Source organism: Halomarina halobia, assembly GCF_029338575.1.
Taxonomy (GTDB): Archaea; Halobacteriota; Halobacteria; order Halobacteriales; family Haloarculaceae; genus Halomarina; species Halomarina halobia.
The window spans coordinates 13282-35346 of record NZ_CP119992.1 but is presented as its reverse complement, the minus strand read 5'-3'; the positions used below and the strand labels follow the sequence as shown (position 1 = coordinate 35346).

Annotated in this window: 20 protein-coding genes and 1 pseudogene; 12 read left to right on the top strand and 9 right to left on the bottom strand. The window is 71.1% G+C overall.

The window, feature by feature from the left end; genetic code table 11:
- The first annotated feature begins 9 nt into the window (after window positions 1-9).
- The 4 genes from P1K31_RS00155 (at window position 10) to P1K31_RS00140 (ending at window position 3503) form a co-directional block, all read left to right on the top strand.
- Window positions 10-279 carry a HalOD1 output domain-containing protein gene (locus tag P1K31_RS00155; protein WP_276304249.1) on the top strand — a complete coding sequence of 90 codons (270 nt, stop codon included), beginning with the start codon at window positions 10-12 and terminating at the stop codon, window positions 277-279.
- A gap of 75 nt (window positions 280-354) precedes the next feature.
- The gene (gene secF, locus P1K31_RS00150; protein WP_276304240.1) at window positions 355-1245 is read left to right on the top strand and encodes a protein translocase subunit SecF; all 891 of its coding nucleotides are present in this window, start codon (window positions 355-357) and stop codon (window positions 1243-1245) included.
- Entirely contained in the window at window positions 1242-2876 is a 1635-nt protein-coding gene (locus tag P1K31_RS00145; protein WP_276304239.1) for a preprotein translocase subunit SecD, read from the top strand. The genes secF and P1K31_RS00145 overlap by 4 nt, the downstream gene beginning before the upstream one ends.
- 213 nt (window positions 2877-3089) lie before the next feature.
- Window positions 3090-3503: a helix-turn-helix transcriptional regulator gene (locus P1K31_RS00140; RefSeq protein WP_276304238.1), complete on the top strand. Its 414-nt coding sequence runs from the start codon at window positions 3090-3092 to the stop codon at window positions 3501-3503.
- 5 nt (window positions 3504-3508) lie between these two features.
- Here P1K31_RS00140 and rnhB read toward each other — a convergent pair whose 3' ends face one another.
- Window positions 3509-4153: a ribonuclease HII gene (rnhB, locus tag P1K31_RS00135; RefSeq protein WP_276304237.1), complete on the bottom strand. Its 645-nt coding sequence runs from the start codon at window positions 4151-4153 to the stop codon at window positions 3509-3511.
- A gap of 225 nt (window positions 4154-4378) precedes the next feature.
- Between rnhB and P1K31_RS00130 the strand changes: the two genes are divergently transcribed.
- On the top strand, window positions 4379-5698 hold the full coding sequence (locus P1K31_RS00130) for a polysaccharide deacetylase family protein (protein ID WP_276304248.1): 1320 nt from the start codon (window positions 4379-4381) through the stop codon (window positions 5696-5698).
- 51 nt (window positions 5699-5749) lie between these two features.
- Here P1K31_RS00130 and P1K31_RS00125 read toward each other — a convergent pair whose 3' ends face one another.
- The 5 genes from P1K31_RS00125 to P1K31_RS00105 form a co-directional block, all read right to left on the bottom strand.
- Complete coding sequence (locus P1K31_RS00125; protein WP_276304235.1) at window positions 5750-5899, bottom strand: hypothetical protein; 150 nt, start codon at window positions 5897-5899, stop codon at window positions 5750-5752.
- Between the two features lie 181 nt (window positions 5900-6080).
- Window positions 6081-7376 (bottom strand): tRNA pseudouridine(54/55) synthase Pus10, encoded by a 1296-nt coding sequence (locus P1K31_RS00120; protein WP_276304234.1) that lies wholly within the window; start codon window positions 7374-7376, stop codon window positions 6081-6083.
- 536 nt (window positions 7377-7912) lie between these two features.
- Window positions 7913-8119: a DUF1328 domain-containing protein gene (locus P1K31_RS00115; RefSeq protein WP_276305754.1), complete on the bottom strand. Its 207-nt coding sequence runs from the start codon at window positions 8117-8119 to the stop codon at window positions 7913-7915.
- Between the two features lie 176 nt (window positions 8120-8295).
- Entirely contained in the window at window positions 8296-9777 is a 1482-nt protein-coding gene (locus P1K31_RS00110; RefSeq protein ID WP_276304233.1) for a carotenoid oxygenase family protein, read from the bottom strand.
- A 267-nt stretch (window positions 9778-10044) separates the two neighbouring features.
- Entirely contained in the window at window positions 10045-10773 is a 729-nt protein-coding gene (locus P1K31_RS00105) for a hypothetical protein (RefSeq protein WP_276304232.1), read from the bottom strand.
- A 216-nt stretch (window positions 10774-10989) separates the two neighbouring features.
- Between P1K31_RS00105 and P1K31_RS00100 the strand changes: the two genes are divergently transcribed.
- The gene (locus tag P1K31_RS00100; protein WP_276304231.1) at window positions 10990-11802 is read left to right on the top strand and encodes an undecaprenyl-diphosphate phosphatase; all 813 of its coding nucleotides are present in this window, start codon (window positions 10990-10992) and stop codon (window positions 11800-11802) included.
- A gap of 3 nt (window positions 11803-11805) precedes the next feature.
- Here the strand turns inward: P1K31_RS00100 and P1K31_RS00095 are convergent, their stop codons facing one another.
- Both P1K31_RS00095 and P1K31_RS00090 read right to left on the bottom strand, forming a co-directional pair.
- Window positions 11806-12051, bottom strand: a complete 246-nt coding sequence (locus P1K31_RS00095) for a DUF7521 family protein (RefSeq protein ID WP_276305753.1) — start codon at window positions 12049-12051, stop codon at window positions 11806-11808.
- Window positions 12052-12115: 64 nt separating this feature from the next.
- The gene (locus P1K31_RS00090; protein ID WP_276304230.1) at window positions 12116-12466 is read right to left on the bottom strand and encodes a winged helix-turn-helix domain-containing protein; all 351 of its coding nucleotides are present in this window, start codon (window positions 12464-12466) and stop codon (window positions 12116-12118) included.
- A 163-nt stretch (window positions 12467-12629) separates the two neighbouring features.
- Here P1K31_RS00090 and P1K31_RS00085 point away from each other — a divergent pair, with 163 nt between their 5' ends.
- The 6 genes and pseudogenes from P1K31_RS00085 (at window position 12630) to P1K31_RS00060 (ending at window position 21523) form a co-directional block, all read left to right on the top strand.
- Window positions 12630-13103, top strand: a complete 474-nt coding sequence (locus P1K31_RS00085; protein ID WP_276304229.1) for a helix-turn-helix transcriptional regulator — start codon at window positions 12630-12632, stop codon at window positions 13101-13103.
- 99 nt (window positions 13104-13202) lie between these two features.
- Window positions 13203-14395 (top strand): annotated as a pseudogene (locus tag P1K31_RS00080) (sugar phosphate nucleotidyltransferase).
- A complete protein-coding gene (gene glmS, locus P1K31_RS00075; RefSeq protein ID WP_276304227.1) occupies window positions 14395-16179 on the top strand; it encodes a glutamine--fructose-6-phosphate transaminase (isomerizing) in 1785 nt (594 codons plus the stop codon). The pseudogene P1K31_RS00080 and the gene glmS overlap by 1 nt, the downstream one beginning before the upstream one ends.
- 144 nt (window positions 16180-16323) lie before the next feature.
- Window positions 16324-19197, top strand: coding sequence for an ABC transporter permease (locus P1K31_RS00070; RefSeq protein WP_276304247.1), 2874 nt, complete (start codon window positions 16324-16326; stop codon window positions 19195-19197).
- Entirely contained in the window at window positions 19194-20810 is a 1617-nt protein-coding gene (locus P1K31_RS00065; RefSeq protein WP_276304246.1) for a sodium/phosphate symporter, read from the top strand. Before P1K31_RS00070 ends, P1K31_RS00065 begins: the two co-directional genes overlap by 4 nt.
- A 17-nt stretch (window positions 20811-20827) precedes the next feature.
- Window positions 20828-21523, top strand: coding sequence for an ABC transporter ATP-binding protein (locus tag P1K31_RS00060; protein ID WP_276304222.1), 696 nt, complete (start codon window positions 20828-20830; stop codon window positions 21521-21523).
- Here P1K31_RS00060 and P1K31_RS00055 read toward each other — a convergent pair.
- Window positions 21483-22037, bottom strand: a complete 555-nt coding sequence (locus P1K31_RS00055) for a metal-dependent hydrolase (protein WP_276304221.1) — start codon at window positions 22035-22037, stop codon at window positions 21483-21485. The two genes, P1K31_RS00060 and P1K31_RS00055, sit on opposite strands and share 41 nt — an antisense overlap.
- Window positions 22038-22065 lie beyond the last annotated feature (28 nt).

The window sequence follows — 22065 nt, the reverse complement described above, 5'->3', positions numbered from 1 at the left end:
GGGAGACGCATGAGCGCGGGAGAGGACGCGGCGGCCGTCGTTCGCCGGCCGCTCGACGAGCGGATCGTGCGGACGGTCGCCGCCGTGCGGGGGATCGACGCGACGGCGCTCGAACAGCGCCTCTACGAGGCCGTCGATCCGGACGCGCTGGAGCAACTGTTCGCCAGGCGACCCGACGGCTCACGCCGGGAGTGGGGGCGGACCTCCTTCGACCTCGCCGGCTGTCGCGTCGTCGTGGACACCCGCGAGGGCGTCACGGCCTACCGGCTCGCGGATTGACGGCGGGCCGCCGTCGCGCCCGGTGGCTCGTTGATGAATGAGAACCCTTATTCGAGACCCCCGCAGACCGTCGATATGGTTCGTTTCGAGGTACCGGAGGTCGATTACACCCGGTACACGAACCGCCAGCTCGCGGCCGTCCCCGTGGCCCTGCTGGCGGTCGCGCTTCTGATCATCGCCGGGTGGTACGCGACCACCGGGACACCCGTGGCGCTCGGCGTCGACTTCACCGGCGGCACGGAAGTGCAGATCCAGACGAACGACTCCCCACAGGAGGTCCGCGCGACGTTCGAGGAGCGCGTGCCCTACCCCGTCGAGTCCGTGCAGGCGGTCGGACTCGGCGACAGCGACCAGTACATCGTCACCTTCCAGGCGACCAAGGACAGCCAGGTGCGCGAGATAACGGGCGCGGCGAACGGCGCCGGGTACGACGTGCTCGCCTCGCAGTCGCGCTCGCCGACGTTCGGCGCGGACGCGCAGCGACAGGCGCTGCTCGGCGTCGGCGCGGCGTTCCTCGGGATGAGCGTCCTCGTGTTCGTCCTCTTTCGGACGATCGTCCCCTCCATCGCGGTCGTCGCGAGCGCGTTCTCCGACATCGTCGTCCCCATCGCCCTGATGAACCTCTTCGGCATCGAACTCTCGCTCGGGACGGTCGCCGCCCTCCTCATGCTCATCGGGTACAGCGTCGACTCCGACATCCTGCTGAACAACCACGTCCTCCGGCGCAGCGGCGGCTTCTACGAGTCGACCTACCGCGCCATGCGGACGGGGGTGACGATGACGCTCACCTCGATCGCCGCGATGGTGGTGATGACCGTCGTCGCCTCGCCGCTCGTGCTCGGGATACCGCTCCTGCCGGAGATCGGGCTGATCCTCGTCTTCGGTCTCACCGTCGATCTCGTGAACACCTACCTGCTCAACGTGAGCCTGCTCCGCTACTACAAGTACGAGGGGATCGCCAGATGAGCCGGGTACGGGACAACTGGCGCATCCTCCTGCTGGTCGTCATACTCGTCGCCAGCAGCGTCGCGCTGTTCGTTCCCCAGGGGGACGGCGGGGCCGCGGCCGCGTCGAACGGGACGAACGAGACGGCAGCGACCGGCGGGGGACCGACCAACCTCGACTACGGGCTCGAACTCGCCGGCGGAACGCGCCTGCGCGCGCCGCTGGTGGGACTGACCGCCGAGGGAGTGGACGTCGACCCGCAGGAGCAGCGCGACGCCCAGCGACGGATCGCCGCCGAACTCGACGTCTCGCCGATCGACGTGCAGGTGCGCGCGAACGCGAACGGGACCGACGGCGGCACCGTCGAGGTGTTCACGGAGAACGTCACGAGGGCCGAGTTCGCGCAGGCGCTCCAGCGAGCCGGCTACCAAGTCGAGGAGAGCGACATCCGCCAGGGCGTCACCCGGGAGACGATGCAGACGGCCGCCGAGGTCATCGAGCGGAAGATACAGGGGTCGGCCGGGTTCGCCGGCGGGGGCGCGAGCGTCGTCACCTCCGCCGACGGCGAGTCGTTCGTCCTCGTCGAGGCGCCGGGCGTGAACCGCTCTCAACTCATCGACCTCATCGGCGACCGCGGGCGCGTCGAGATCGTCGCCGTCTTCCCCGCACAGGGTGACGGCGGCGGGAACGCGACGAACGGGACCAACGCCACGAACGGGAGCGCCGGGGGCGACTACCGCCGCGTCTCGCTGCTCACGCAGGACGACCTCGCGGGCGTGCAGCCGGTCACGCGCGACGATCAGGGGCGACCGGTCGTCCCGGTCTCGCTCGAGGAGGACGCCGCCCGGAACTTCGCGGACGCGATGCAGCGGTTCGGGTTCACCGGCCCGGGCGTCGCCCGCTGCAGCTACGATCAGAACCCGAACGATCCGGGGTACTGCCTCCTGACGGTCGTCGACGGCGAGGTCGTCTACTCCGCCTCGATGGGACCGAGCCTCGCCCGGAGCATCGAGGACGGCGACTTCGTGAAGGACCCCGCCTTCCAGACGAGCGCCCGGAACGTCTCGGAGGCCCAGGAACTGCGCCTGAACCTCGAGGCGGGGGCGCTGCCGGCGCGCCTCGACATCGACTCGGGGACGACGTACTTCCTCCAGCCGAGCCTCGCCGAGGAGTTCAAGGCGTTCTCGCTGGTGACCGGCCTCATCGCCTGGGTCACCGTCGCTGGCGTCGTCGCCTACCGCTACCGGAAGCCGAGCGTGGCCGTCCCGCTCATCCTGACGGCCGCGGCCGAGGTGTACATCCTCCTCGGGTTCGCCGCGGCGGTCGGCCTGGCGCTCGACCTCTCGCACATCGCCGGGTTCATCGCCGTGATCGGGACCGGCGTGGACGACCTGGTCATCATCGCCGACGAGATCCTCCAGCGGGGCGACGTCCGGACGACCAAGGTGTTCCGCTCGCGGTTCCGCCGGGCCTTCTGGGTCATCGGCGCGGCCGCGGCGACCACCATCGTCGCCATGTCGCCGCTCGCGGTGCTCTCGCTCGGCGACCTGCAGGGGTTCGCCGTCATCACCATCGTCGGCGTCCTCATCGGCGTGCTGATCACCCGCCCGGCGTACGGCGACGTGCTCCGGAACCTGGTGCTGGGGGAGTGATACGAGGTCGTCTCTGGCTGTGCTCACCTGAGCTCCCCTCTCATCCGTCACCGTATCGAGGAGGTACCGAGCAGTGCCCAGATACAGCGTTACGGCAGGTTCTCCACGGCGTCAACGAGGTCCTCATCGGTTACCGATTCAGGAACCTTCTGTTTACCCCAGGGTGAATTACCTCAGGGTGAGTTACTTGTCGCGGCACCTCGCACAGGCGGTATGGGTGTCGACGGAGGAACGCCCGAAGGCACGGACGCCCGCGAACTCGTTCACTTCGTGACCCAGCGGACGCGGTTCGCGCTGGTCAACGACATCCTCCAGCACCCCGAACAGCTCCCGTCGATGTACGAACTCGAGCAGCTGAATCCGAGCGTGAGCGACGCGACGGTCTACAAGCACATTCAGAGGCTGATCGACGCCGGTATCGTCAGGGAGGTCGCCCTCCCGGACGACGAGCGCCGTCAGGGGTATCCGTGGAAGTTCTACGGGTTAACCGACGAGGGTCGGACGTTCCTCGAGGATCACAACCTCCTGGGGGCCGAGGAGACGCTCCAGCGCATCTACGAGACGATCGCCGACAAGCCCGAGAAGATGATCAAGTACGAGAACGCTCCCCGACCTGCTGTCGAATAGTCGGGTCAAAACGCGTCGAGCGACGACTGCTCGGCCGCCGCCAGCACGTCGTCGCAGGTCTTCCACGACGAGCGGGCGCACGCCGGGAGCGCCCCGTGCTCGCGGACGTACTCGCGCAGAAACGCCCGCGTCGTCGGGTCGCTCGGGTAGCCGCTGCCCACCTCGCCGTACTCCTCGGCGATCCGGGCGACGCGGGCGTCCCGCTCGACCTTGGCGACGACGCTCGCCGCCGCGACGTGGGGGTAGGTCTCGTCGGCGCGGTGTTCGGGGCGGACCTCGACCGGCGCGTCGAGGGCCGCGGCGACACGGCGGCCGAACCGCGCGGCGTCGACGTCGCCCGCGTCGACGAACCCCGAGAGCCCCCGCCCCGGGACGCCCGCGTCGGCGATGGCCTCGGCGTGGGCGGCGACCGTGAGCGAGTTCATGTCCGTCCCGGGGGCGTCGATGCGCGCGACCGGGATCCGTGCGACGCCGAGTGTCACGTCGGGGTGGGCGCGGAGGGAGGCGGCGAGCGCCTCCCGGCGGACGGGCGCGAGGCGCTTCGAGTCGTCGATCCCGTCCGGGAGCGCCGCCTCGGGGGCGACGACGCAGGCGGCCACCATGGGACCGAGCACCGGCCCCTTGCCCGCCTCGTCCGCGCCGAAGTACATATCCGCCCGAGCGTCACCCAGCCACAAAGGCGTGTCGCCCCGGCGATCCCCCGCTCCGGGGCGTTATCCTCGACTTACCGGCGAACGGACGGGTTCACAAAGCCGTCGGTTCGCCTCACGGAGACGGGTTAATGACCGTCACGCCGACCGGAACTCGCGATACTCCTGAGCTAACTTTTTGATAGACACTCGATTACGATTATATATCGCGTTCTCGTATAATACATGACCTCGGAGAGACGGTTTACGACTCGGCGGGCGTTCCTCGCGACGGGGGCGCTCGCGCTGGGAGCCGGCTGCACCAGCCCGTTCGATCCCGGATCGAACCGATCCGGACCCGCGAACGCGCCGAACGGGACGGCCACCGAATCGGAAGCGAACGGTACGAAGGAGACGGAGACGCCGACGCCCGAGCCGGGAACGGTCACCCCGGAGTACCAGGGCCGGTACTTCCCCGGCGGCCGCCTCGTCGACGACATGGGCGACCTGTCGCGCTGGTCCGGGGCGGGGACGGTCACCGGCGACGGGGACGTCTACTTCGAGGACCCGCAGTCGCTCCGCTACGAGGGGCGTCACCAGGTGACGCTCGCGGGGGACTTCAGCGACGACCCGATCGACCTCTCCGACGCGGCCCTCTCGTTTGCGGCCTACTTCGATACGCCGCAGACCCAGCCGACGTTCGCGCTCGCCGCGCACGCGCCTGACGCCGACAACCGGGTCGAGTTCACGCACCCGTACGCCGCGAACTACGACCTCCGGTGGCAGCGCTACGACGTCGCGCCGACGCGGACGAAGGGCTCGCCGGACCTCTCTGCCGTCACGAAACTGACGGTCAATATGTACGCGGGCGACGACCGGCCGATCCGCTTCTGGCTCGACGACATCCGGGCGCACCCCAAACCCGACCGTGGGAAGGTGATCTTCCGGTTCGACGACTGCCACCGCCACCACTACACGGACTACTTCAAAGCCCTCGACGAGTACGGCTATCCGGGCATCGAGGCCGTGGTCAAGCGGGAGATCGGCCGTCCGGGGCGGCTCACCGTCCCGCACCTCCACAGGATGCAGGACGCGGGGTGGGACCTGTGCAACCACACGACCGCCCACCAGAACCTCGCGGAGCTCTCGAACGGGGACATACGGGCCAACGTCGAGGAGATGACCGCGTTCTTCGACGAGATCGACATCACCAAGGGGACGAACTTCCTCGTCACCCCGTTCGGCGCGCACGACGGTCGGACGCTCGACGTCACCGCCGAACACTTCGACCTCGCGTGCGGCGGTAGTTCGCCGCTCAACTACACGCTGACCAACCCGATGCGCGTCGGCGGGAGCGACGTGGACGGCGACCTCGAGGGGGCGAAGGAACTGGTCGACCTGGCGGCCGAGCACCGCTCGCTGTCGATCCCCATCTTTCACCACTTAGACGCCGGGAAGTTCCAGCGGCTGGTGGAGTACGTCCACCGGAAGGAGCAGGCCGGCGAGATCGACGTCGTCACGCTCTCCGACCTCTGGGACCACCTCCGGACGGTCGATCGGTGGTGAGCCCGTCGGCGCGGCTGATCGGACGGCTGCGCGGCCGGCGAAAAATCGCGCTCAGTCGTCCGCTTCGACCGGAACCCGCTCGACCTCGGGGTCCGCCTCGTCGATCTCCCGGGTTCGGTCCAGCTCGCGCCGCGCCTCGCGTTCGTAGTGGTACGCGAACTCCTCGGTGAAGTGGTGACACATGATGCTACACCCTACCACGGTATTGTCACTCGATGTCTATAATGATTGTGGCCGGGGGTGTCGGTAGCACTGTCGAAACGAGCGTGACCCGGTCGAGTGACCCGATGAGACCGTCTCGAAGGCGTCCGGCCCCCTTCACCCCCTCGACGGCCGATCCGCCGGCAACCGTTCGTCCGAACGCCACTGGGCGGGGCGGGGATCACTCGGCGGGCGGGTCGCGGAAGAATTCGGGGCGTTCGAACGGTTCGTCCTCGCCCTCGACGCGGAGCACGTCGAGGGCGGTCACCGCCACCTCGACGCCGAGGAGCCCGGCGAGGCTCGGCTCCGTGCGGCCATCGTCGCCGGAGACGAGTTCCTTCACGTAGAGCCCCCCCTCGCCGCGGATGTCGACGGTCGCGCGGCGCTCGTCCGTCAGTTCGCCGTCGATCTCGTAGACCGTCCGGGTACGCACGACGTCGGCGCGACGGTGGCTCACCCGGTGGGGCGTGCGCTGGTCGACCGTGGTCCCCTCGAGTTCGTCGAACGCCGCGCGCAGGTCCGCCGCGGTCACGGGTTCGGAGAACTCGACGGTCGCGCGGTAGGTCTTCGCCGCGTCGAGGCCCTTCACGCGCTCTACCATGTCGTGGGTCGCGAGGCGGAGTCCCTCGACCTCGGCGCGGCCGTCGGCGAACTCGTTGATCTCGCGCTCGAGGCACTCGACGTCGACGGCGCGCCGCCGCGGCTCCTTCACCTCGATAACGAACGGGCGGCCCCCGCCCAGCATGAGCGCGTCCACGTCCTCGCGGCCCGCGCCGTGGAAGACCGCCTCGCTCCCGTCCATCGCCTCGAGGACGACCGGCGCGGTGAGCTGCTCGACGCTCGTCCCGTAGCGGTAGCCCGTCCCGTCGCACGTCTCGCAGGGTGCCCCGCGGCGCAGCCCCGACGCCCCGCAGTCGGAACACGGCCAGCGCGTCTGGGGGATGTCGCGTTCGAGCTTCCGGTAGCGGCCGTAGACGAACGCGGAGTTTACCTGCACCTCGATCTCGTCGGTGGCGAGGTCGATCAGCACGAGCACGTCCGGCCGTCCGAGGTCGACCTCGGCGCCGGTGGCCGCGCCGACGCGCTTTCCCACCTCGCGGTTGAACTCGCCGTTCATCCCCTCGCCCGCGTTCTCGGGGAGCCCCGCGTCCTCCCGGAGGAAGCGATCGTTCTCCTCTAACAGGGGTGGGACGCGCGTTCCCACCTGATAGGTGCGGAAGTCCCAGCCGTCGAGCGCGGCCGCCGCGCGCTCCGCGTACTCGTCGTACCGGGAGCACTCGCCCTCGCACACCCAGCAGTCCTCGGCGTCCGGGGGATCGTAGGGTTCGTCCGCGGCGAGTGCGCGGGCGACGCGCAGGGCGTCGCCCCGCTCCTCGTTGGTCAGTCCGAAGCTCCGGTCGGCGACGAGTCGACCGAGACAGGGATCGCAGACGGTACCGGTCGCGAGCGCCCCCTCGGCGACCTCGATGACGTTCATTGCACGGACGAACGCCGCCCCCGACCTTTGGGCCTTCGGATCCGTCGCGGAGCGGCGACGACGGTTTTCACGGTCCGTCGAGAGCTGGTGACGAATGCGACGGCTGGAGGTGCTGGTGCCGGCTGACCGGCGAGCTCGACCTCGACCTCCGCAGCGCGGCGTACGTCGTCGCCGTGGTGTCGTTCGTCGTCGGGGCCGTCACCGCCGGGATGACCTCCCAGCCCATCGCGTACGAGTACGCCGTGGCGAGCGAGGTCGCTGGCACCGTCGACGGCCAGCGGTACGCCGAGCTTCAACCCCTCGGCGTCAGCACCCAGTACAACGACGTCGGCCTGTTCAGCCGTCCGGAGACGGTGGCGGTCACCCTCGGACGGACGGGCGAGCGCGAGTATCGGGACCTCGCCCCGACGCTCGCCGAGCGGACCGGACAACCGATCGAGGTTCGCGTACGGTTCCTCGACTACGAGGTCGTCCCGCCCGTCAAGCCGGCCGAGGCGGGGCGGGGCGGAGCGTCCGTTTCCCGGCCGCGCCGTCGGTCACAGTATCAGCGCGATGATCGCCAGCACGAGGAACACCAGCACGAGGATGCGGGCGATCTCCATCGAGAGCCCCGCGACCCCCCTGAACCCCGCCAACCCGGCGACGATGGCCAGTACGAAGAAGACGAGCGCCCAGTACAGGAACTCACCGCTGAACTGAAGCGGCAGGACGGTCGCCGACGCGACCGCGGGGAGTGCGCCGATCACGCCGACCACCCCGCACGCGGCCGCCGCGGCCGTCGACCGAACGCCGGATTACTACGACATTTCATTGCACGCAACAATACCACGCGGGTGGGATATAACAGTTGTTGCCGATACGGCGGGATCTGGGGGCGAAATCCTTCCCCCTGCGTGGTGAGGCGCGGTTTCGCGCCCCGTCAGCGCCCCGATCCGAGTTCGGGAAAGAACTGTCCGTGGAAGTCGAACGGCACGGCGTGCGGGAGCGCCGCCCGCGCCCGCTCCTCGAACGCCTCGCCGTCGAGGACGACCAGCCACGAGTGGCCCGCGTCGACGTCGAGCGCGACGGTGAGCGCGACGCCCTCGTCCTCCGCCGCCGGGCGGGGGGCCGGCACGAACACGGGTTCGCCGAAGTACCAGCCGTCGCGGGAGAAGCGGCGCGTCTCGCCCGTCGTCGCGTCCACCTTCACCACCTCGTGGGCGAAGTCCGTCACGCGTTCGTGGGTCCCCTGTCCGTAGACGTAGCGGTGTTCGCGCCCGCGGACGCGGGGGGAGAGCCGCGGCAGGGTGATCCCGCCGTCGTAGCGCGTCTCCATGGAGATCGGCGGCGTCCCCCGGGCGCGGAGTTCGATCCGCAGGCGCGTCAGCGCGCCGCCGGGGGCCTCGTACGCCTCGCCGCGGAGGACGTCGAGGTACATCCCCTCGACGGGCGAGGGGTCGGGGAACGTGACGAGGTCGCAGACGAGTTCGTCGCCGCGCTCGAACGCGTTGACGTGGTGGAACCCGAACAGGGGGTCGGCGACGGGGCGAGCGACGACCCCGCCCGTGCGCCGGTCGAGGACGGTGACGCGGGTCCCGCGCTCCGGTTCCCACCGGTAGGCGTCGATGAACGCGTCCCGTCGGTCGGGGCGGAGGAGGTCGAGCGGGTCGACGACGAGCGGGAACTCGGTCAGGACGACGTAGTTCGGCGTGAGCGCGAAGCTGTGCATGTACGACGGGTCGCGCACGGCGAGGGAGGCGAGGAGCCTGCGCTCCCCGCTCGCGGCCGTCGCGTGGACGAGGTACCTGGAGGGGTGACCGAAGCGGGTATCGTACCCGACGACCTCGCCCGTCTCGCGGTCGTGGTGGAGGTGGGCGCAGGTGAGGTGCCCCCGCGGGAGGTTCGGCCGGACCGTGCCGAGCGTCGCGAGCGTCTCCGGGTCGACCGCCACGCGGTAAGGGGCCTCGGTTAGCGCGACGTACTCGCCGCCGATCCGCTCGACGATGACGTTCGCGTTGTCGGCGGGACGCCGCGCGGGGCACCGCGAGACCCGCGGGAGCGGGACGTCCACGCTGTCGGTCACGGCGGTGACGAGCAGCGTAGCGAAGCGGGCGAGCGCCGAGTCCCCGGAGCCGACGTCGGCGAACCCGGGCACGAGGTGCCCGTCGCGGGCGGTACGGTACGCTCCGGAGCGGAGGAAGCGGTTTCGATAGTCGACGCGGCCGCCGTCGAAGGCGAAGCGGCGGAGCATCGCGAGGCCGTCGAACCAGTGGGCGACCGGACGGCCGCCCACCTCGAACAGCGCCGGACCGTTCCGGACGAGGCTCCCGGAGAGCCACGCCGGGAGGGATCCCTCGACCGGCAGGGACGTCTCCACCTCCGCGTCGAGCGATCGGAAGCCGAGTCCGTAGCCGGGCGTCATAGGACCCTCAGGGGCGAACGAGGCTTACCCTTGTTGGAGAAGGAAGTTTCCGAAACCGTCAGACGACGGCGCCGTGTTCCTTACGAGCGTGTTCTCTGAGCTCCTCTGCGGTGTCGAACGTAGCCCCACAGCTACACTTGTGAACGGGTTCAACCTCGTCGAACGACATACCCCCCGGTTCGGGTGACGCGACGTTATATGTTGTGTGTCATCAGTACGCAGACAGTGCGGGTCGCGGGAGAGTCGCGGGGGCGGTCGATCCCCCGGTCACCCCATGGCCCGCGAGAGGGGGTCGCGCCATGCGCGGTGCTGATCGTACGTGGCGAGCGTCTCGCGGACCCGCTCGCCGAGGAGCAGTTCCGCGAACTCGTCGCGGTCGGCCGACTCGTCGAGCCGACCGAGCGCCTCGGTGAGCGCCCGCCCGTCGTCGATGGCGTCGCGCGCCCCCCGCACGGTCGGCGCTGGGACGTAGGGGACCGACGCGGCGAGGGTGACGGCGTCGTCGCCGACGTACCGCTCTGCGATGACGTCGAAGACGGAGTCGTCCGTCGCGGCGACCGAGGTAGAGACGAACCACTCGACGGCCGAGTCGGGATAGCCGAGCGCCTCGCCGTACTCGCGCTCGGTTCGGTCGCTCGGCTGCACGCCCGCATCGTCGAGAAAGCGCGACAGCGTCCGGCGGTCGCCGCTCACCAGCAGTTCGTACCAGGTGACCTCCCCGTCCCTGGGGAGGCGCTCGATCGGCGTGAGGTGCCAGTCGAGGCCCACGGCGTCCAGTCGGTCGCCCAGCGCGCCGTACGTGAGCCGGGCGTCCGGGGCGACGTCGTCCCACGCGGGCGTCCCGGCGGCCGTGAAACAGGTCGCGACGCCCGCCATCGGCTTCGCGCCGACGCCGACGGTGAGCACGTCGACGATGTCGCTCACGGGTGCGGCCGGTCCGAGGTCCCGTCCCAGGTCGAGGAGTTCCCGAGCGCGTCGTGCGTCGACCCGGGTCATCTGGGGGGCCGTCCGTCGGGTCGGATACGGGACGAGGACGTGTGGAGGCAGTGAGGGCGGGTTCGGTACTCGCGACTCGCGTATCCATGGGGGCACGGAGGACTCTCCACGCATGTACCTATCGCCTGCTCACACAGGGAACAACACTCACGGGGACGAGAACAGTCGGAACGCGGACATCGAATCTGTTTTGTCCGTCACCGCACCCGGGAGGGTATGGACGACTCGCTGGCGCTCGCGCTGATCGTCGGCCTCCTGCAGGGGATCTTCGAGTGGCTCCCGATCTCCAGCGAGGGACAGATAACGCTCTACCTGACCGTCGTCGAGGGACTTCCTGTCGGAGCCGCCACCCGGTTCTCCCTCTTTCTCCACGCCGGGACGGCGCTGTCCGCGACGGCGTACTACCGCCGCGAGGTGGCCGAAGTCGTCCGGTCGCTCCCGGCGTGGCGGCCGGCGAACGCCTTCGAACGCACGCCCGAGGTGACCTTCCTGGCGGTGGCGACGCTCGCCTCCGGCGCGGTCGGCGTCGCCGTCTACGCGACCGTCGGGGAGGCCGTCTCGGCGCTGACCGGCGGCGCGTTCGTCGCGCTCGTCGGCGTCCTCCTCGTCGCGACCGGACTCCTCCAGCGCGCTGCGGCGGGCGCGTTCGGGACGCGGGAGACGCTCACGCTCGCCGACGCGCTCCTCGTCGGCGCGATGCAGGGACTCGCGATCCTCCCCGGCGTCTCCCGATCGGGGGGCACGACGGGGGCGCTCCTGCTGCGCGGTCACGACGGCCCCGCGTCGTTTCGCCTCTCGTTTCTGCTGTCGATCCCGGCGGCGCTCGGCGCGGGCGCGCTCGTCGTCCTCGACGAGGGCGTCCCCGCGCTCGATCCGGCGACGGCGCTGATCGCGCTGTCGGCGAGCGCCGTCGTCGGCTACCTCACCATCGACGCGCTGATGCGGATCGTCGAACGCGTAGCGTTCTGGGGCGTCTGCGTCGGCCTCGGAACGCTCGCGGTGATCGGCGGGGCGGTGATGCTCGTCTAGTCCTCACCGGTAGAGCGAGACGTAGAGCATGCTGAAACCGACGATGAAGGGGATCGTCTCGACGATCCCGAAGGCGCGCTCCCACGAGCCGACCTGCGAACCCAGGCTCGTGAGCGCCGCGCCCATGCTGATGAACGCGAACCCGATGAACGCGTACTGGAGGGCGGTGCTCTTGCGCTGGGAGTAGGCCTGAAAACTGATGAGCGTGAGCCCGAGCGAGAGGGCGAACAGGACCAGCCGCATCCCCATCAGGGCGAGCGTGAGCAGCGAGTCGATCACGGGGCCCCTCCGGGTCGGCGTCTCGGTCGCATCGTCACGCTCGCTGGAGGTCGTCCCACAGCTCGGAGAACCGATCCGGCAGGTTCTCCTCGCGGTAGATCTTGACGTCGTACTCGCTGTCCTCGAGCGAGATGAGCGTGCTGTTGAAGTTACACTGGTAGCGCTCGTAGTGGTTGCCGCCCTCGACGATCGTGGTTAACCCGACGATCAGGTCGTGTTCCTTCAACATGTCGAGGCGTCGGTAGATCGTCGGCAGCGAGAGGCCGCAGAGTTCACTCAGCTCCTTGGCCGAGCGCGGCTGCCGACTGATCTCCGCGAGCACGAGTCGCGCCTTGCGATCGCCGATCGTATCCAGGATCTCTTCGACAGGCTGTTCGTCCGTCACCGTACCAACCACTTACTCCCACATCATCTTATACGTTTTTATCATCAATAAATAAAGTACTATCAATAATCTATGAATCTACCGATAATTTATAATTGATGGCCCGTGACGTACGAGCGGTTGCATGCAGGGAGGCGGTAACGAGAGAGACCGGTCACGTTCCGTGACTATCGACGAACTGTACGACGAACTCCTGACCCAGGCGGCCGACGACCGGACGGTCACGGTCGCGGCCGAGGCGTCGACGCGCGGTCCCGAGGCGCGCACTCGGCGGTTGATCCGGAGCGTCCTCGACGACCTGTTCCAGGACGCCTCGTTCGCCTTCGACGAGACGCTCGTGAAGGACAACCTCGACGAGTTACTCCTGGTACTCATCGGCGTCAGGGGATCGAAGACCCACGGAAAGGCGCTGATGGGCGATCTCGCCCACCTGTTCGACACGCAGTTGAGCCCAGGGACCGTCTACCCCCGGCTCCACGAACTCGCCGAGTCGGGCGTGCTCGCCCCGCGGGAGATGGTCCGCACGAAGGAGTATCGAGTGAGCGAGCGCGCCGACGCCGTCCGTCGGCTCGAGCGTTCGATGCGCCAGCACCTCGCGCTCGCGGCGGTGTTCTACGCCGCCCTGGAGGAACTCTAGGCGCGTCTCGCGTCCCGCGGCGTCGAGCAGCGGGTGACGAGTGGCGTCGCGGGGGGCAGAGAACAGAACTTTGACGGCGGCGTAGGACGCTGGTTGACCATGGACATCGACACCGGCGTCGTACTGGCGGCTGGTGAGGGGAGTCGGCTCCACCCGCTCACCCACAACCGCCCCAAACCGATGCTCCCCGCTGCGAACCGTCCCATCCTCGAATACGTACTCGACGCGCTCATCGACGCGGGTATCGAGCGGATCGTCCTCGTCGTCGGTTTCAAGCGCGACCGCGTCCAGGATCACTTCGGGCCGAGCTACCGCGACGTCCCCATCGAGTACGTCATTCAGTCGAAGCAGCTCGGAAGCGGCCACGCCCTCCAGCAGACCGCGCGCGTCGTCGAGGGGTCGTTCCTCGTCGTCAACGGCGACCGGGTTATCGACGCCGGGCTGGCCCGGTCTGTCGTCGAGGCGGCCGATCCCGAGGACGCGGCGACGCTCGGCGTGCTCGAACACCCCCACGCCCGACGGTACGGTGCGGTCACGCTGGACTCGGAGACGGACCGCATCACGGCGCTCGTCGAAAAGCCGAGCGACGACGACTACCGCCTCATCAACGCCGGGGTGTACGTCTTCGACCGCTCGGTGTTCGACGCGCTCGCCGACGCCGAGTACGAGAACGGCGCGCTCCCCTCACTAACGGCGTCGAGCGGCTCATCGAGGAGGCGGACGTGCGCGCCGTCCGCACCGACGGCCTGTGGGTCGACGCGACCTACCCGTGGGACCTGCTCACCGTCGCGAGCGAGGTGCTGCGCCACGGCATCGTCGACGGCCACCAGCACACCCCCGAGGTCTGGGTGGCCGACACCGCCCGCGTCAACGAGGACGCCAACCTCCAGCCGCCGGTCGTCGTCGGCCCCGACTGCGAGGTGGCCGCCGGCGCGGTCATCGGCCCGAACGTCGCGCTCGGGCGCAACACCACCGTCGGCGCGAACGCGACGCTCGCGCGCTCGGTCCTCGACACGGACACGCGCGTCGGTCCCGGAACGACGCTGCTCGACTGCGTGACGGGACAGGACGTCCACCTGGGGGCGGGGACGACCGTCCCCGGCGGCCCGGCAGACGTGCACGTCGGCGACTCGGTGTTCCACGAGCGCCTCGGGGCGGTCTTCGCCGACCGCGTCCGCGCCGGCGGCGGCGTCACGTGCGTCCCCGGCGCGCTGGTCGGGCCGCACGCTCGGCTCGGCACCGGCGTCGTCGCTGAGGGCCGGATCGAGGCGAACGCGCGGGTGATCCGATAATGTGTGGCATCATCGGGTGCGCCGGGCGCGGCGGCGCGACGCTCGACACGCTCGTCCACGGCCTCTCGAAGCTGGAGTACCGCGGGTACGACTCCGCGGGCGTCGCCCTCTCCGGAAGCGAGGTGCGGGTGGAGAAGCGCGCGGGCGAACTCGACGCGCTGCGCGCCGCCCTCGACGACGCGGACGAGGACCTCACCGGGAGCGTCGGCGTCGGACACACGCGCTGGTCGACCCACGGCCCGCCGACCGACGAGAACGCCCACCCCCACCGCGACTGCACGGGCGAGGTGGCCGTCGTCCACAACGGCATCATCGAGAACTACCAGGAACTGCGCGACCGTCTGACGGACGCGGGCCACGAGTTCGAGAGCGACACCGACACCGAGGTCGTCCCCCACCTCATCGAGGAGCGCCTCATGGCGGGCGACGACCCCGAGACGGCGATCCGGGCGGCCGTCGATCAGCTCGACGGGAGCTACGCCATCGCCGTCGTCGTCGCGGGCGTCGACCGCGTGTTCGCCGCGCGCAACGACTCGCCGCTCGTCCTCGGCATCGCCGACGACGCGCACTTCCTCGCGAGCGACGTCCCCGCCTTCCGTGAGTTCACCGACCGCGTCGTCTACCTCGAGGACGGCGAGTTCGCCGTCATCGACGCCGACGGGTGGCGCGTCACCGACGGCGCGGGCGCGCTCGTGGACAAGCGGGTCCACGCCGTCGACTGGGACCCCGAGGAGACGGGCAAGAGCGGCTACGAGCACTACATGCTGAAAGAGATCCACGAGCAGCCCCGCGCGCTCAGGCAGTGCCTCCGCGGGCGGGTCAACGAGATGGAGGGACGCGTCTCCCTGGACGTCGACTTCGACCCCGAGCGCGTCCAGTTCGTCGCCTGTGGCACCTCCTACCACGCCGCGCTGTGCGGCGCGCACCTCCTCCAGCGCTCGGGCATCCCCGCGCAGGCGTTCCTCGCGAGCGAGTACGCCACCTCGCCGCCGCCCATCGGCGAGGACCTCGTCGTCGGCGTCACCCAGAGCGGCGAGACGGCCGACACCCTGAGCGCGCTCCGGGAGGCCCGCCGCCGCGGCGCGCGGACGCTCGCGGTCACGAACGTCGTCGGCTCGACCGTCTCCCGGGAGTGCGACCAGACGCTCTACGTCCGCGCCGGTCCCGAGATCGGCGTCGCCGCCACCAAGACGTTCGCCGCGCAGGTCGTCGCGCTCACCATGCTCGCGCTGACGACCGACGGCGAGCAGCGCGACGCCATCGCCGCGCTGCGCGACCTCCCCGGGAACGTCCAGGCCGTCCTCGACAGCTCGACGGCCAGGGAGGTCGCCGAGGAGTACGTCGATTCGGAGGCGTTCTTCTTCATCGGCCGGGGGCTGTGCTACCCGGTCGCGCTGGAGGGGGCGCTCAAGTTCAAGGAGATCACCTACGAGCACGCCGAGGGCTTCGCCGCGGGCGAACTAAAGCACGGCCCGCTCGCGCTCGTCACCGAGGACACGCCCGTCTTCGCGGTCGTCACCGGCGACGGCGAACTCGCGCGCAAGACCATCGGGAACGTAAAGGAGGTCGAGGCGCGGGACGCGCCGGTCATCGCCGTCACCGACGGCCAGTCCGACGTCGAGCGCTACGCCGACCACGTCCTCCGGATCCCCACCAGCGAACCCCGGACGGCCGCCGTGCTGGCGAACGTCCAGCTCCAGCTCGTCGCCTACCACACTGCCGCGATGCTCGGCCGATCCATCGACAAACCCCGCAACCTGGCGAAGAGCGTCACCGTGGAGTAGCCCCCACAGCGTCGATCGCGGGCTTTCCCCGGAGTTTTGGACGCGCGTCGTCCGTTCGCGCCCGTACGTCCCACCTTTTTCTCCCTACCTCCACAGTTTATGTTTCACCGTTTCGTATCGCATTCAAATGCGAGGAAGAGGCACGTGAGCTACCGCCGGGAACTCCTCGTCCGATGGTCGCGGCGGGATCGGCTCGCCGTCGTCGTCATCGCCGTGACGGTGGCGTTCCTCGTGGCGACGGTGGTAGTGTTGACGGGCGTGAGTTCCCAGACCGTCGCGCTCGCCGACCAGCACGAGTCGAGCCTCGTCGCCGAGTTCGACGGTTCGCCCGGGGACGGGACGGCCCTCCCGCTCGCGGCGGCGCGGCTCGACTCGGGCGAGCGGGTGACGGTCGTCGGCGTCCCCGCGAACGCGAGCGTCGAGGGGCTGCCCGACCCGCCCGCGGACGGCGCGCTCGGCCCGACCGAGAACCTGACCCGGCAGCGCCTGGTCGGCGAGCGCGGGGCGGCGACGCTGACCGTTCGCCCGCGCGCCGGGCGGTCGATCGTCTCCCCGCAGTGGTACGTGACCGACGTCGAGACCGTCGAGCGACTGGGGGTGACCCGGACCGTCGCGCTGCGCACCGCCGACGGGGGCGTTCCGACCTCGGGCGTCCCGCTCCGGGGGGCGCTCGCGTTCTTCGTCGTCGGGGCCCGACAGCTCCTCGTCCCGCTCTCCGTCGCCGCCGCGGGGGGGACGGTCGTCGTGGGCATCCTGATCAGCAGCATCACGCGGATGTCGGTCCGGGACCGCCGCGACGACCTCCGCGCGCTCTACGCGACCGGCGCGTCGCCCGGTCGCCTCGCCCGCCTGTTCGCCGCGCGCGCCGGCCTGCTCGCGGCCGTCGGGGGGACGATCGGGTACGCGCTCGGCGTCGTCGTGCCCAACGCGCTCGTCAACCTCACGCTCACCCTCGGCTACCCGGTCGCGCTCGACCTCGCGCTCGGGCCGACGGCCGGCCTGCTCGTCGCCGGACTGGTCGTCGGCGTCGCGGTCGTCGGGGCGGTCGCCGGCTACCTGGCGGCGCGGTCCACCCTGCGCGGCTCCGTGCTCCCGGACGGCGCGTCGGGAGGGGCGGCGCGCTCTGGCGGCGCGCTCTCGCTCCGGCTCCTCTCCCCGCGGGCGTTCCTCCCGACCGCGGGCTCGCTCGCCGTCTTCGTCGCGTTCGTCGTCCTCGTCGGGACGGTCGGCGCGACGTTCACCGCGATCGGCGCGACGGGCGGGACGATCACCGAGCCGGACGCGATCCACCCGGTCGCGAGCCACGTCGACCAGCGCCACGCGACGGTGCTCCGATCCGAGGGCGTCGAGGCGAGCCCCGAGATCCTCCTGTTCACGATGGTGGACGGGGAGCCGGTGTTCGGCAGGGGGGTGAACTACACCGCGTACGCCGCGGTGTCGGACGGACGGCTAGTCGAGGGGCGGCCGCCGAACGGACCGGGGGAGGCGATCGTCGGCGAGTCGCTGGCCGACCGGCTCGACGTGCGCGTCGGCGAGTCGATCCTCCTCGGCGGCAGCACGGCGACCGGCCTGACGACCGTCACGGTGACCGGCGTCTACTCCGGCGAGGGGCTGGGAGACGACCAGTTGCTCGTCCCGCTCGACACCGCGCGATACCTGCGCGACCTCCCGAGCGGGACGGTCAACCTGATCCGCGTGGGTTCCGACCCGTCGGCCGCGTTCGCGAACGCGAGCGGGATCGTCGCGCTCGACGTGACGGCCCCCGACCGGGTCCGGGCGGGCGAGCCCGTCCCGGTCAACGTCTCGCTGCAGAACGTCGGCGACGACACGGCGACCCGGACCGTCGAGGTCGCCGCCGGATCGGCCGAGCGATCGAGGACCGTGACGCTCGACCCTGGCGAGCGGACGACCGTGACCGTCGCGCTCCCCTCGCCGCCGCCGGGGACGTGGAACCTCACCGCCGCCGACCGGCGGACCCGACTCGCCGTCGTCGACGAGGAGTCGCCGCGCATCGAAGGGGTCCCCGAGCGGCTTCCTCCCGGCGCGACGTTCACCGTCGGCGTCCGGACGGCGGCGGGAGAGCCGGCCTCGAACGCCACCGTCGCCCTCGACGGCGACCGAGCGCCGACCGACGGAAACGGGAGCGCGACCCTCGCGGCCCCCGACGCGCCGGGGACGTACCGCCTCGCCGCCGACGTGGACGGGGCGACCGCCAGCCGCCGCGTCACCGTCTCCGAGAACGCGACGCGGGAGCCGGTCGCGACGCTGCGGGTCTCCCCATCGACCGAGGCGTTCGGGTCGGCGACGGCACGGGTCCGACTCGTCAACCCGTGGGACCGGCCGGTGACCCGGAGCGTCCGGGTGGAGGGTCCGGAGCGGACGCGGGCGCGCGAGGTCCGACTCGCGCCGGGCGAGCGAACGACGTTCGAGGCTCCGCTGTCGCGTCAGCCGCCGGGGACCTACGCGGTGTCGCTGCGGGTCGGCGACGCCGTCGTCGCCGAGCAGCGGTACGAGGTGACCGGCGACCGGCGGCTCGCGGGAGCCCTGGCGAGTAGCGGGTACAGCGCCGGGAGCGACGCCGGGAGCATCGTCGAGCGGAGCTTCGGCAACCTCTGGGTCGTCCTCGGGACGATCGTCGCGCAGGGCGCGTTCATGTCCATCGGGAGCACGACCGCGGCGTTCGCCGGGGCGGTCCACGCCAGACGGCGGTCGGTCGGCGTCCGGCGGGCGACCGGCATGTCCCCGCGTCGCCTCCTCCGGCTGGTGCTTCGCGACGCGCTCGTGCTCGCGATCCCGGCGAGCCTGTTCGCGGTCGCCGCGGGCGTGTCGCTGGTGGCGCTGGTGGGCGCGCTCGGCGCGCTCACCGTCTTCGGCGTCGGGTTCACGGTCGTCACCGACCCGGTCGTCCTCGGCGGGACGGCGCTGGTCGCGCTCGCGCTGGCCGTCGCGAGCGCCGCCGTCGTCGCCCGCCGGTTCGCGCGCGCGACGCCCGCCGAACTGCTCGGGGGGGACGGATGAACCGCGAGGACGGGCTGCTGCTGGTCGCGGTGTGTTGCCTCGCCGTCGGGGTCCGACTCGTGCCGCTCGCGTTCAGCCCGCTGCCGTTCAACCCCGACGGGTTCGTGTTCGCGGGGAAGGCCCGCGCCGCGCTCGCGGCCGGCCACCTAGCCGCGACCGGCGACTTCGTCCCCGCGCCGGACGAGTACGTCTTCACGTCGCTGCTTGCGGCGCTCTCGGCGGTCACCGGCGTGCCGCCCCGTTACGTCGTCCAGGTCCAGGTCGCGGTCCTCGGCGCGGTACCGCCGCTGGTCGCCGCCGCGCTCGCGCGCGACCTCGCCCGATCGGTCGGGGTGCCCCGCCCGCACCGGCGCGTCGCGGCGGCCGCCGCCGGCTGCGGGCTCGCCGTCGAGGGGCTCTACCTCTGGCGGACCACGACCGTGAACGCCGAGGTGCAGGGGCTGGCCTTCGTCGCCCTGCTGGCGCTCGCGCTCGCTCGCGCCCTCTCGACGGGTCGTCGCGCGTGGTGGGGCGTCGCGCTCGCGCTCGCGGCGCTCCTCCCGTTCACCCACAACCTGAGCGCGGTGATCGGCGGGCTGGTGCTCGCGACGTTCCTCGCGCTCGCGGTGCTGCGAACGCCGCGGCTCTCGGGGGCCGCCGCCGCCCTCCTCGTCGGGTTCTGGGCCTACGCGATCGGCTACTACGAGGTCGCGGGGCTCGCCGAGATCGGCCGGTTCACGGACTCCCCGGGACTCTCGCTCGCCTGGGGGATCCTCGTCGTCGCGCTCGCCCTCTGGCTGACGACGGGGAGCGACCGGCTCCGGCGCGCCGCCCCGTCGGTCGTCGCGGTCGGCGGCGTCGGCGTGTTCGTCCTCAACGCGCTGCGGCCGGTCTACCCGGGGTCGGTCCCGACGCCCCCGCTGCTGCTCGCGTTCATGGCCCCGCTGGTCGTCGTCGTCGCGCTGGCGGCCCGCGGGCTCCCGCGGGCCGCCCGGACGCCCGAGAACCCGACGCTCGCGCTCCTCCTCGCCCCGCTCGCCGTCTTGGGCATCGGACTCACCGCCGGGATGACCGTCGACTACCAGGGGATGGTCACGCGCTCGCAGACGTTCATGCACCTCGCGGCGCTCGTCCTCGCAGGCGTGACGGTCGCCCGGGCGACGGCCAACCGGCGGCGTGCGGTCGGCGTCGCCGTCGCGGCGCTGTTCGTCGTCTCGCTCCTCGCCACGGCCCCGTTTCCCTACACCGAACACCGGACGAAGCCCTACCAGGCGATCACCTACCCGGCGGAGTTCGAGGCCGCGACGTTCGCCGCGGAGCGCGTCCCACACCGCTGGGCCGGCGACAACCACGTGGTGTACGTCGCGCTGAAGTACACCGGAACGTCCGCGACCGACCGCGCGGTCGCCGAGTGGCTCCGCGGTGACGCCCCCCCGCCGAACTGCACGGTGATCGCCCAGCGCTCGTGGACGACCGTCGGCGCGCAGGCGTTCCCGCGGATGTTGCCGATGGACGAATCGGCCTACGATCGCTGGCTCGCCCGGGGCGACGTGGTGTACGCCGTCAGCGGACCCGACCCGCTCCACGCCGTCGCCGGTCGGGAGGGCTGCGAGCCGAACCCTTTAGCACCGTGACGGGGGAGTGAGTACCCGTGGGCGAACCCATCATCACCGCGGCCGACCTCGTCGTCCGGCGCGGCGGGACGGCGGTGCTCGACGGCCTCTCGCTCTCGGTCCCCCGGGACGCGTCGCTGCTCGTCCGGGGGAAGAGCGGGTCGGGGAAGACGACCCTGTTCAACGTCCTCGGACTCCTCGCGACGCCGGATTCGGGGTCGGTCGTCGTCGACGGGCGGGACGTCTCGGCCGCGAGCGAGGCCGAGCGCGCCCGACTGCGGCGCGACGTCATCGGGTTCGTCTTCCAGGACTTCCAGCTACTCGACGACCTCACCGCCCGGGAGAACGCGCGCGTCCCCCAGGAGCACGCCGGGAACGTCGACGACGCCTGGCTCGACGAGCTGTTCGCCGACCTCGGCATCGAGGACGTCTCGGAGCAGTACCCGCCGTCGCTCAGCGGCGGGGAGCGACAGCGCGTCGCGCTCGCCCGCGCGCTGGCCAACCGGCCGTCGGTCGTCCTCGCCGACGAACCGACCGGCCAGCTCGACCCCGAGACGACCGAGGCGGTCATCGAACTGCTGTTCAGAACGCACGAGCGCCTGGACACCGCGCTCGTCGTCATCAGCCACGACCCCCAGTTCACGCGTCGGTTCGACCGGGCGCTCGTGCTCGAGGGGGGTCGGCTCGTCCCCGCTATCGACTCGACGCCGAGGCGGTACGACGAAGGACGGTGAGGAGGGCACCCCAGCCGGGTTTGCCGTCGCGGAGCCACGCGACCGCGGCGAGTCCCACCAGCGCGAACTCGACGACGAGCATCGGGGACGGCCCGATCGTGGCCACGTGCGCGCCGAAACTCGGTTCGGTGGACGGTTCGGGGAGGGCGAGCAGCGGCCAGGCGAGGAACGCGAGTTCGTGGAACGCCCCCTCGATGATCGGTGCCACGCTGTCGCCCAGGAGGTGCGAGGCGTACCCGACGAGCAGCGGCGCGGCGAGGTCGCGGCGGTCGAACCGGCGGGCGAGGGCGACGGCGGCCAGCGCGAGGCCGACCCCGAAGAGGAGCGAATGGGCGAGCGACCGGCCCCCGGGCAGGACCCCGAGCGACCACGCGAGGGGTTTGTCGACGAGGTCGGGCAGTTGCGTCCCGAGCGCCAGCGCGGCGACGGCGCTCGCGTCCACCGCCTCGCCCGACCGACGGGCGTAGACGTGATAGCAGAGGTATCCGAGCGCGAGGTGTCCCCAGGGCCACATGGTCGGCCCTGCGCGCGGGAGTCGTAAA

Bases quoted from the DNA above. Each gene is read 5' to 3' on its own strand.
- P1K31_RS00155 (WP_276304249.1), top strand. From the start codon at position 10: ATGAGCGCGGGAGAGGACGCGGCGGCCGTCGTTCGCCGGCCGCTCGAC.
- secF (WP_276304240.1), top strand. From the start codon at position 355: ATGGTTCGTTTCGAGGTACCGGAGGTCGATTACACCCGGTACACGAAC.
- P1K31_RS00145 (WP_276304239.1), top strand. From the start codon at position 1,242: ATGAGCCGGGTACGGGACAACTGGCGCATCCTCCTGCTGGTCGTCATA.
- P1K31_RS00140 (WP_276304238.1), top strand. From the start codon at position 3,090: ATGGGTGTCGACGGAGGAACGCCCGAAGGCACGGACGCCCGCGAACTC.
- rnhB (WP_276304237.1), bottom strand. From the start codon at position 4,153: ATGTACTTCGGCGCGGACGAGGCGGGCAAGGGGCCGGTGCTCGGTCCC.
- P1K31_RS00130 (WP_276304248.1), top strand. From the start codon at position 4,379: ATGACCTCGGAGAGACGGTTTACGACTCGGCGGGCGTTCCTCGCGACG.
- P1K31_RS00120 (WP_276304234.1), bottom strand. From the start codon at position 7,376: ATGAACGTCATCGAGGTCGCCGAGGGGGCGCTCGCGACCGGTACCGTC.
- P1K31_RS00110 (WP_276304233.1), bottom strand. From the start codon at position 9,777: ATGACGCCCGGCTACGGACTCGGCTTCCGATCGCTCGACGCGGAGGTG.
- P1K31_RS00105 (WP_276304232.1), bottom strand. From the start codon at position 10,773: ATGACCCGGGTCGACGCACGACGCGCTCGGGAACTCCTCGACCTGGGA.
- P1K31_RS00100 (WP_276304231.1), top strand. From the start codon at position 10,990: ATGGACGACTCGCTGGCGCTCGCGCTGATCGTCGGCCTCCTGCAGGGG.
- P1K31_RS00095 (WP_276305753.1), bottom strand. From the start codon at position 12,051: ATGGGGATGCGGCTGGTCCTGTTCGCCCTCTCGCTCGGGCTCACGCTC.
- glmS (WP_276304227.1), top strand. From the start codon at position 14,395: ATGTGTGGCATCATCGGGTGCGCCGGGCGCGGCGGCGCGACGCTCGAC.
- P1K31_RS00065 (WP_276304246.1), top strand. From the start codon at position 19,194: ATGAACCGCGAGGACGGGCTGCTGCTGGTCGCGGTGTGTTGCCTCGCC.
- P1K31_RS00055 (WP_276304221.1), bottom strand. From the start codon at position 22,037: ATGTGGCCCTGGGGACACCTCGCGCTCGGATACCTCTGCTATCACGTC.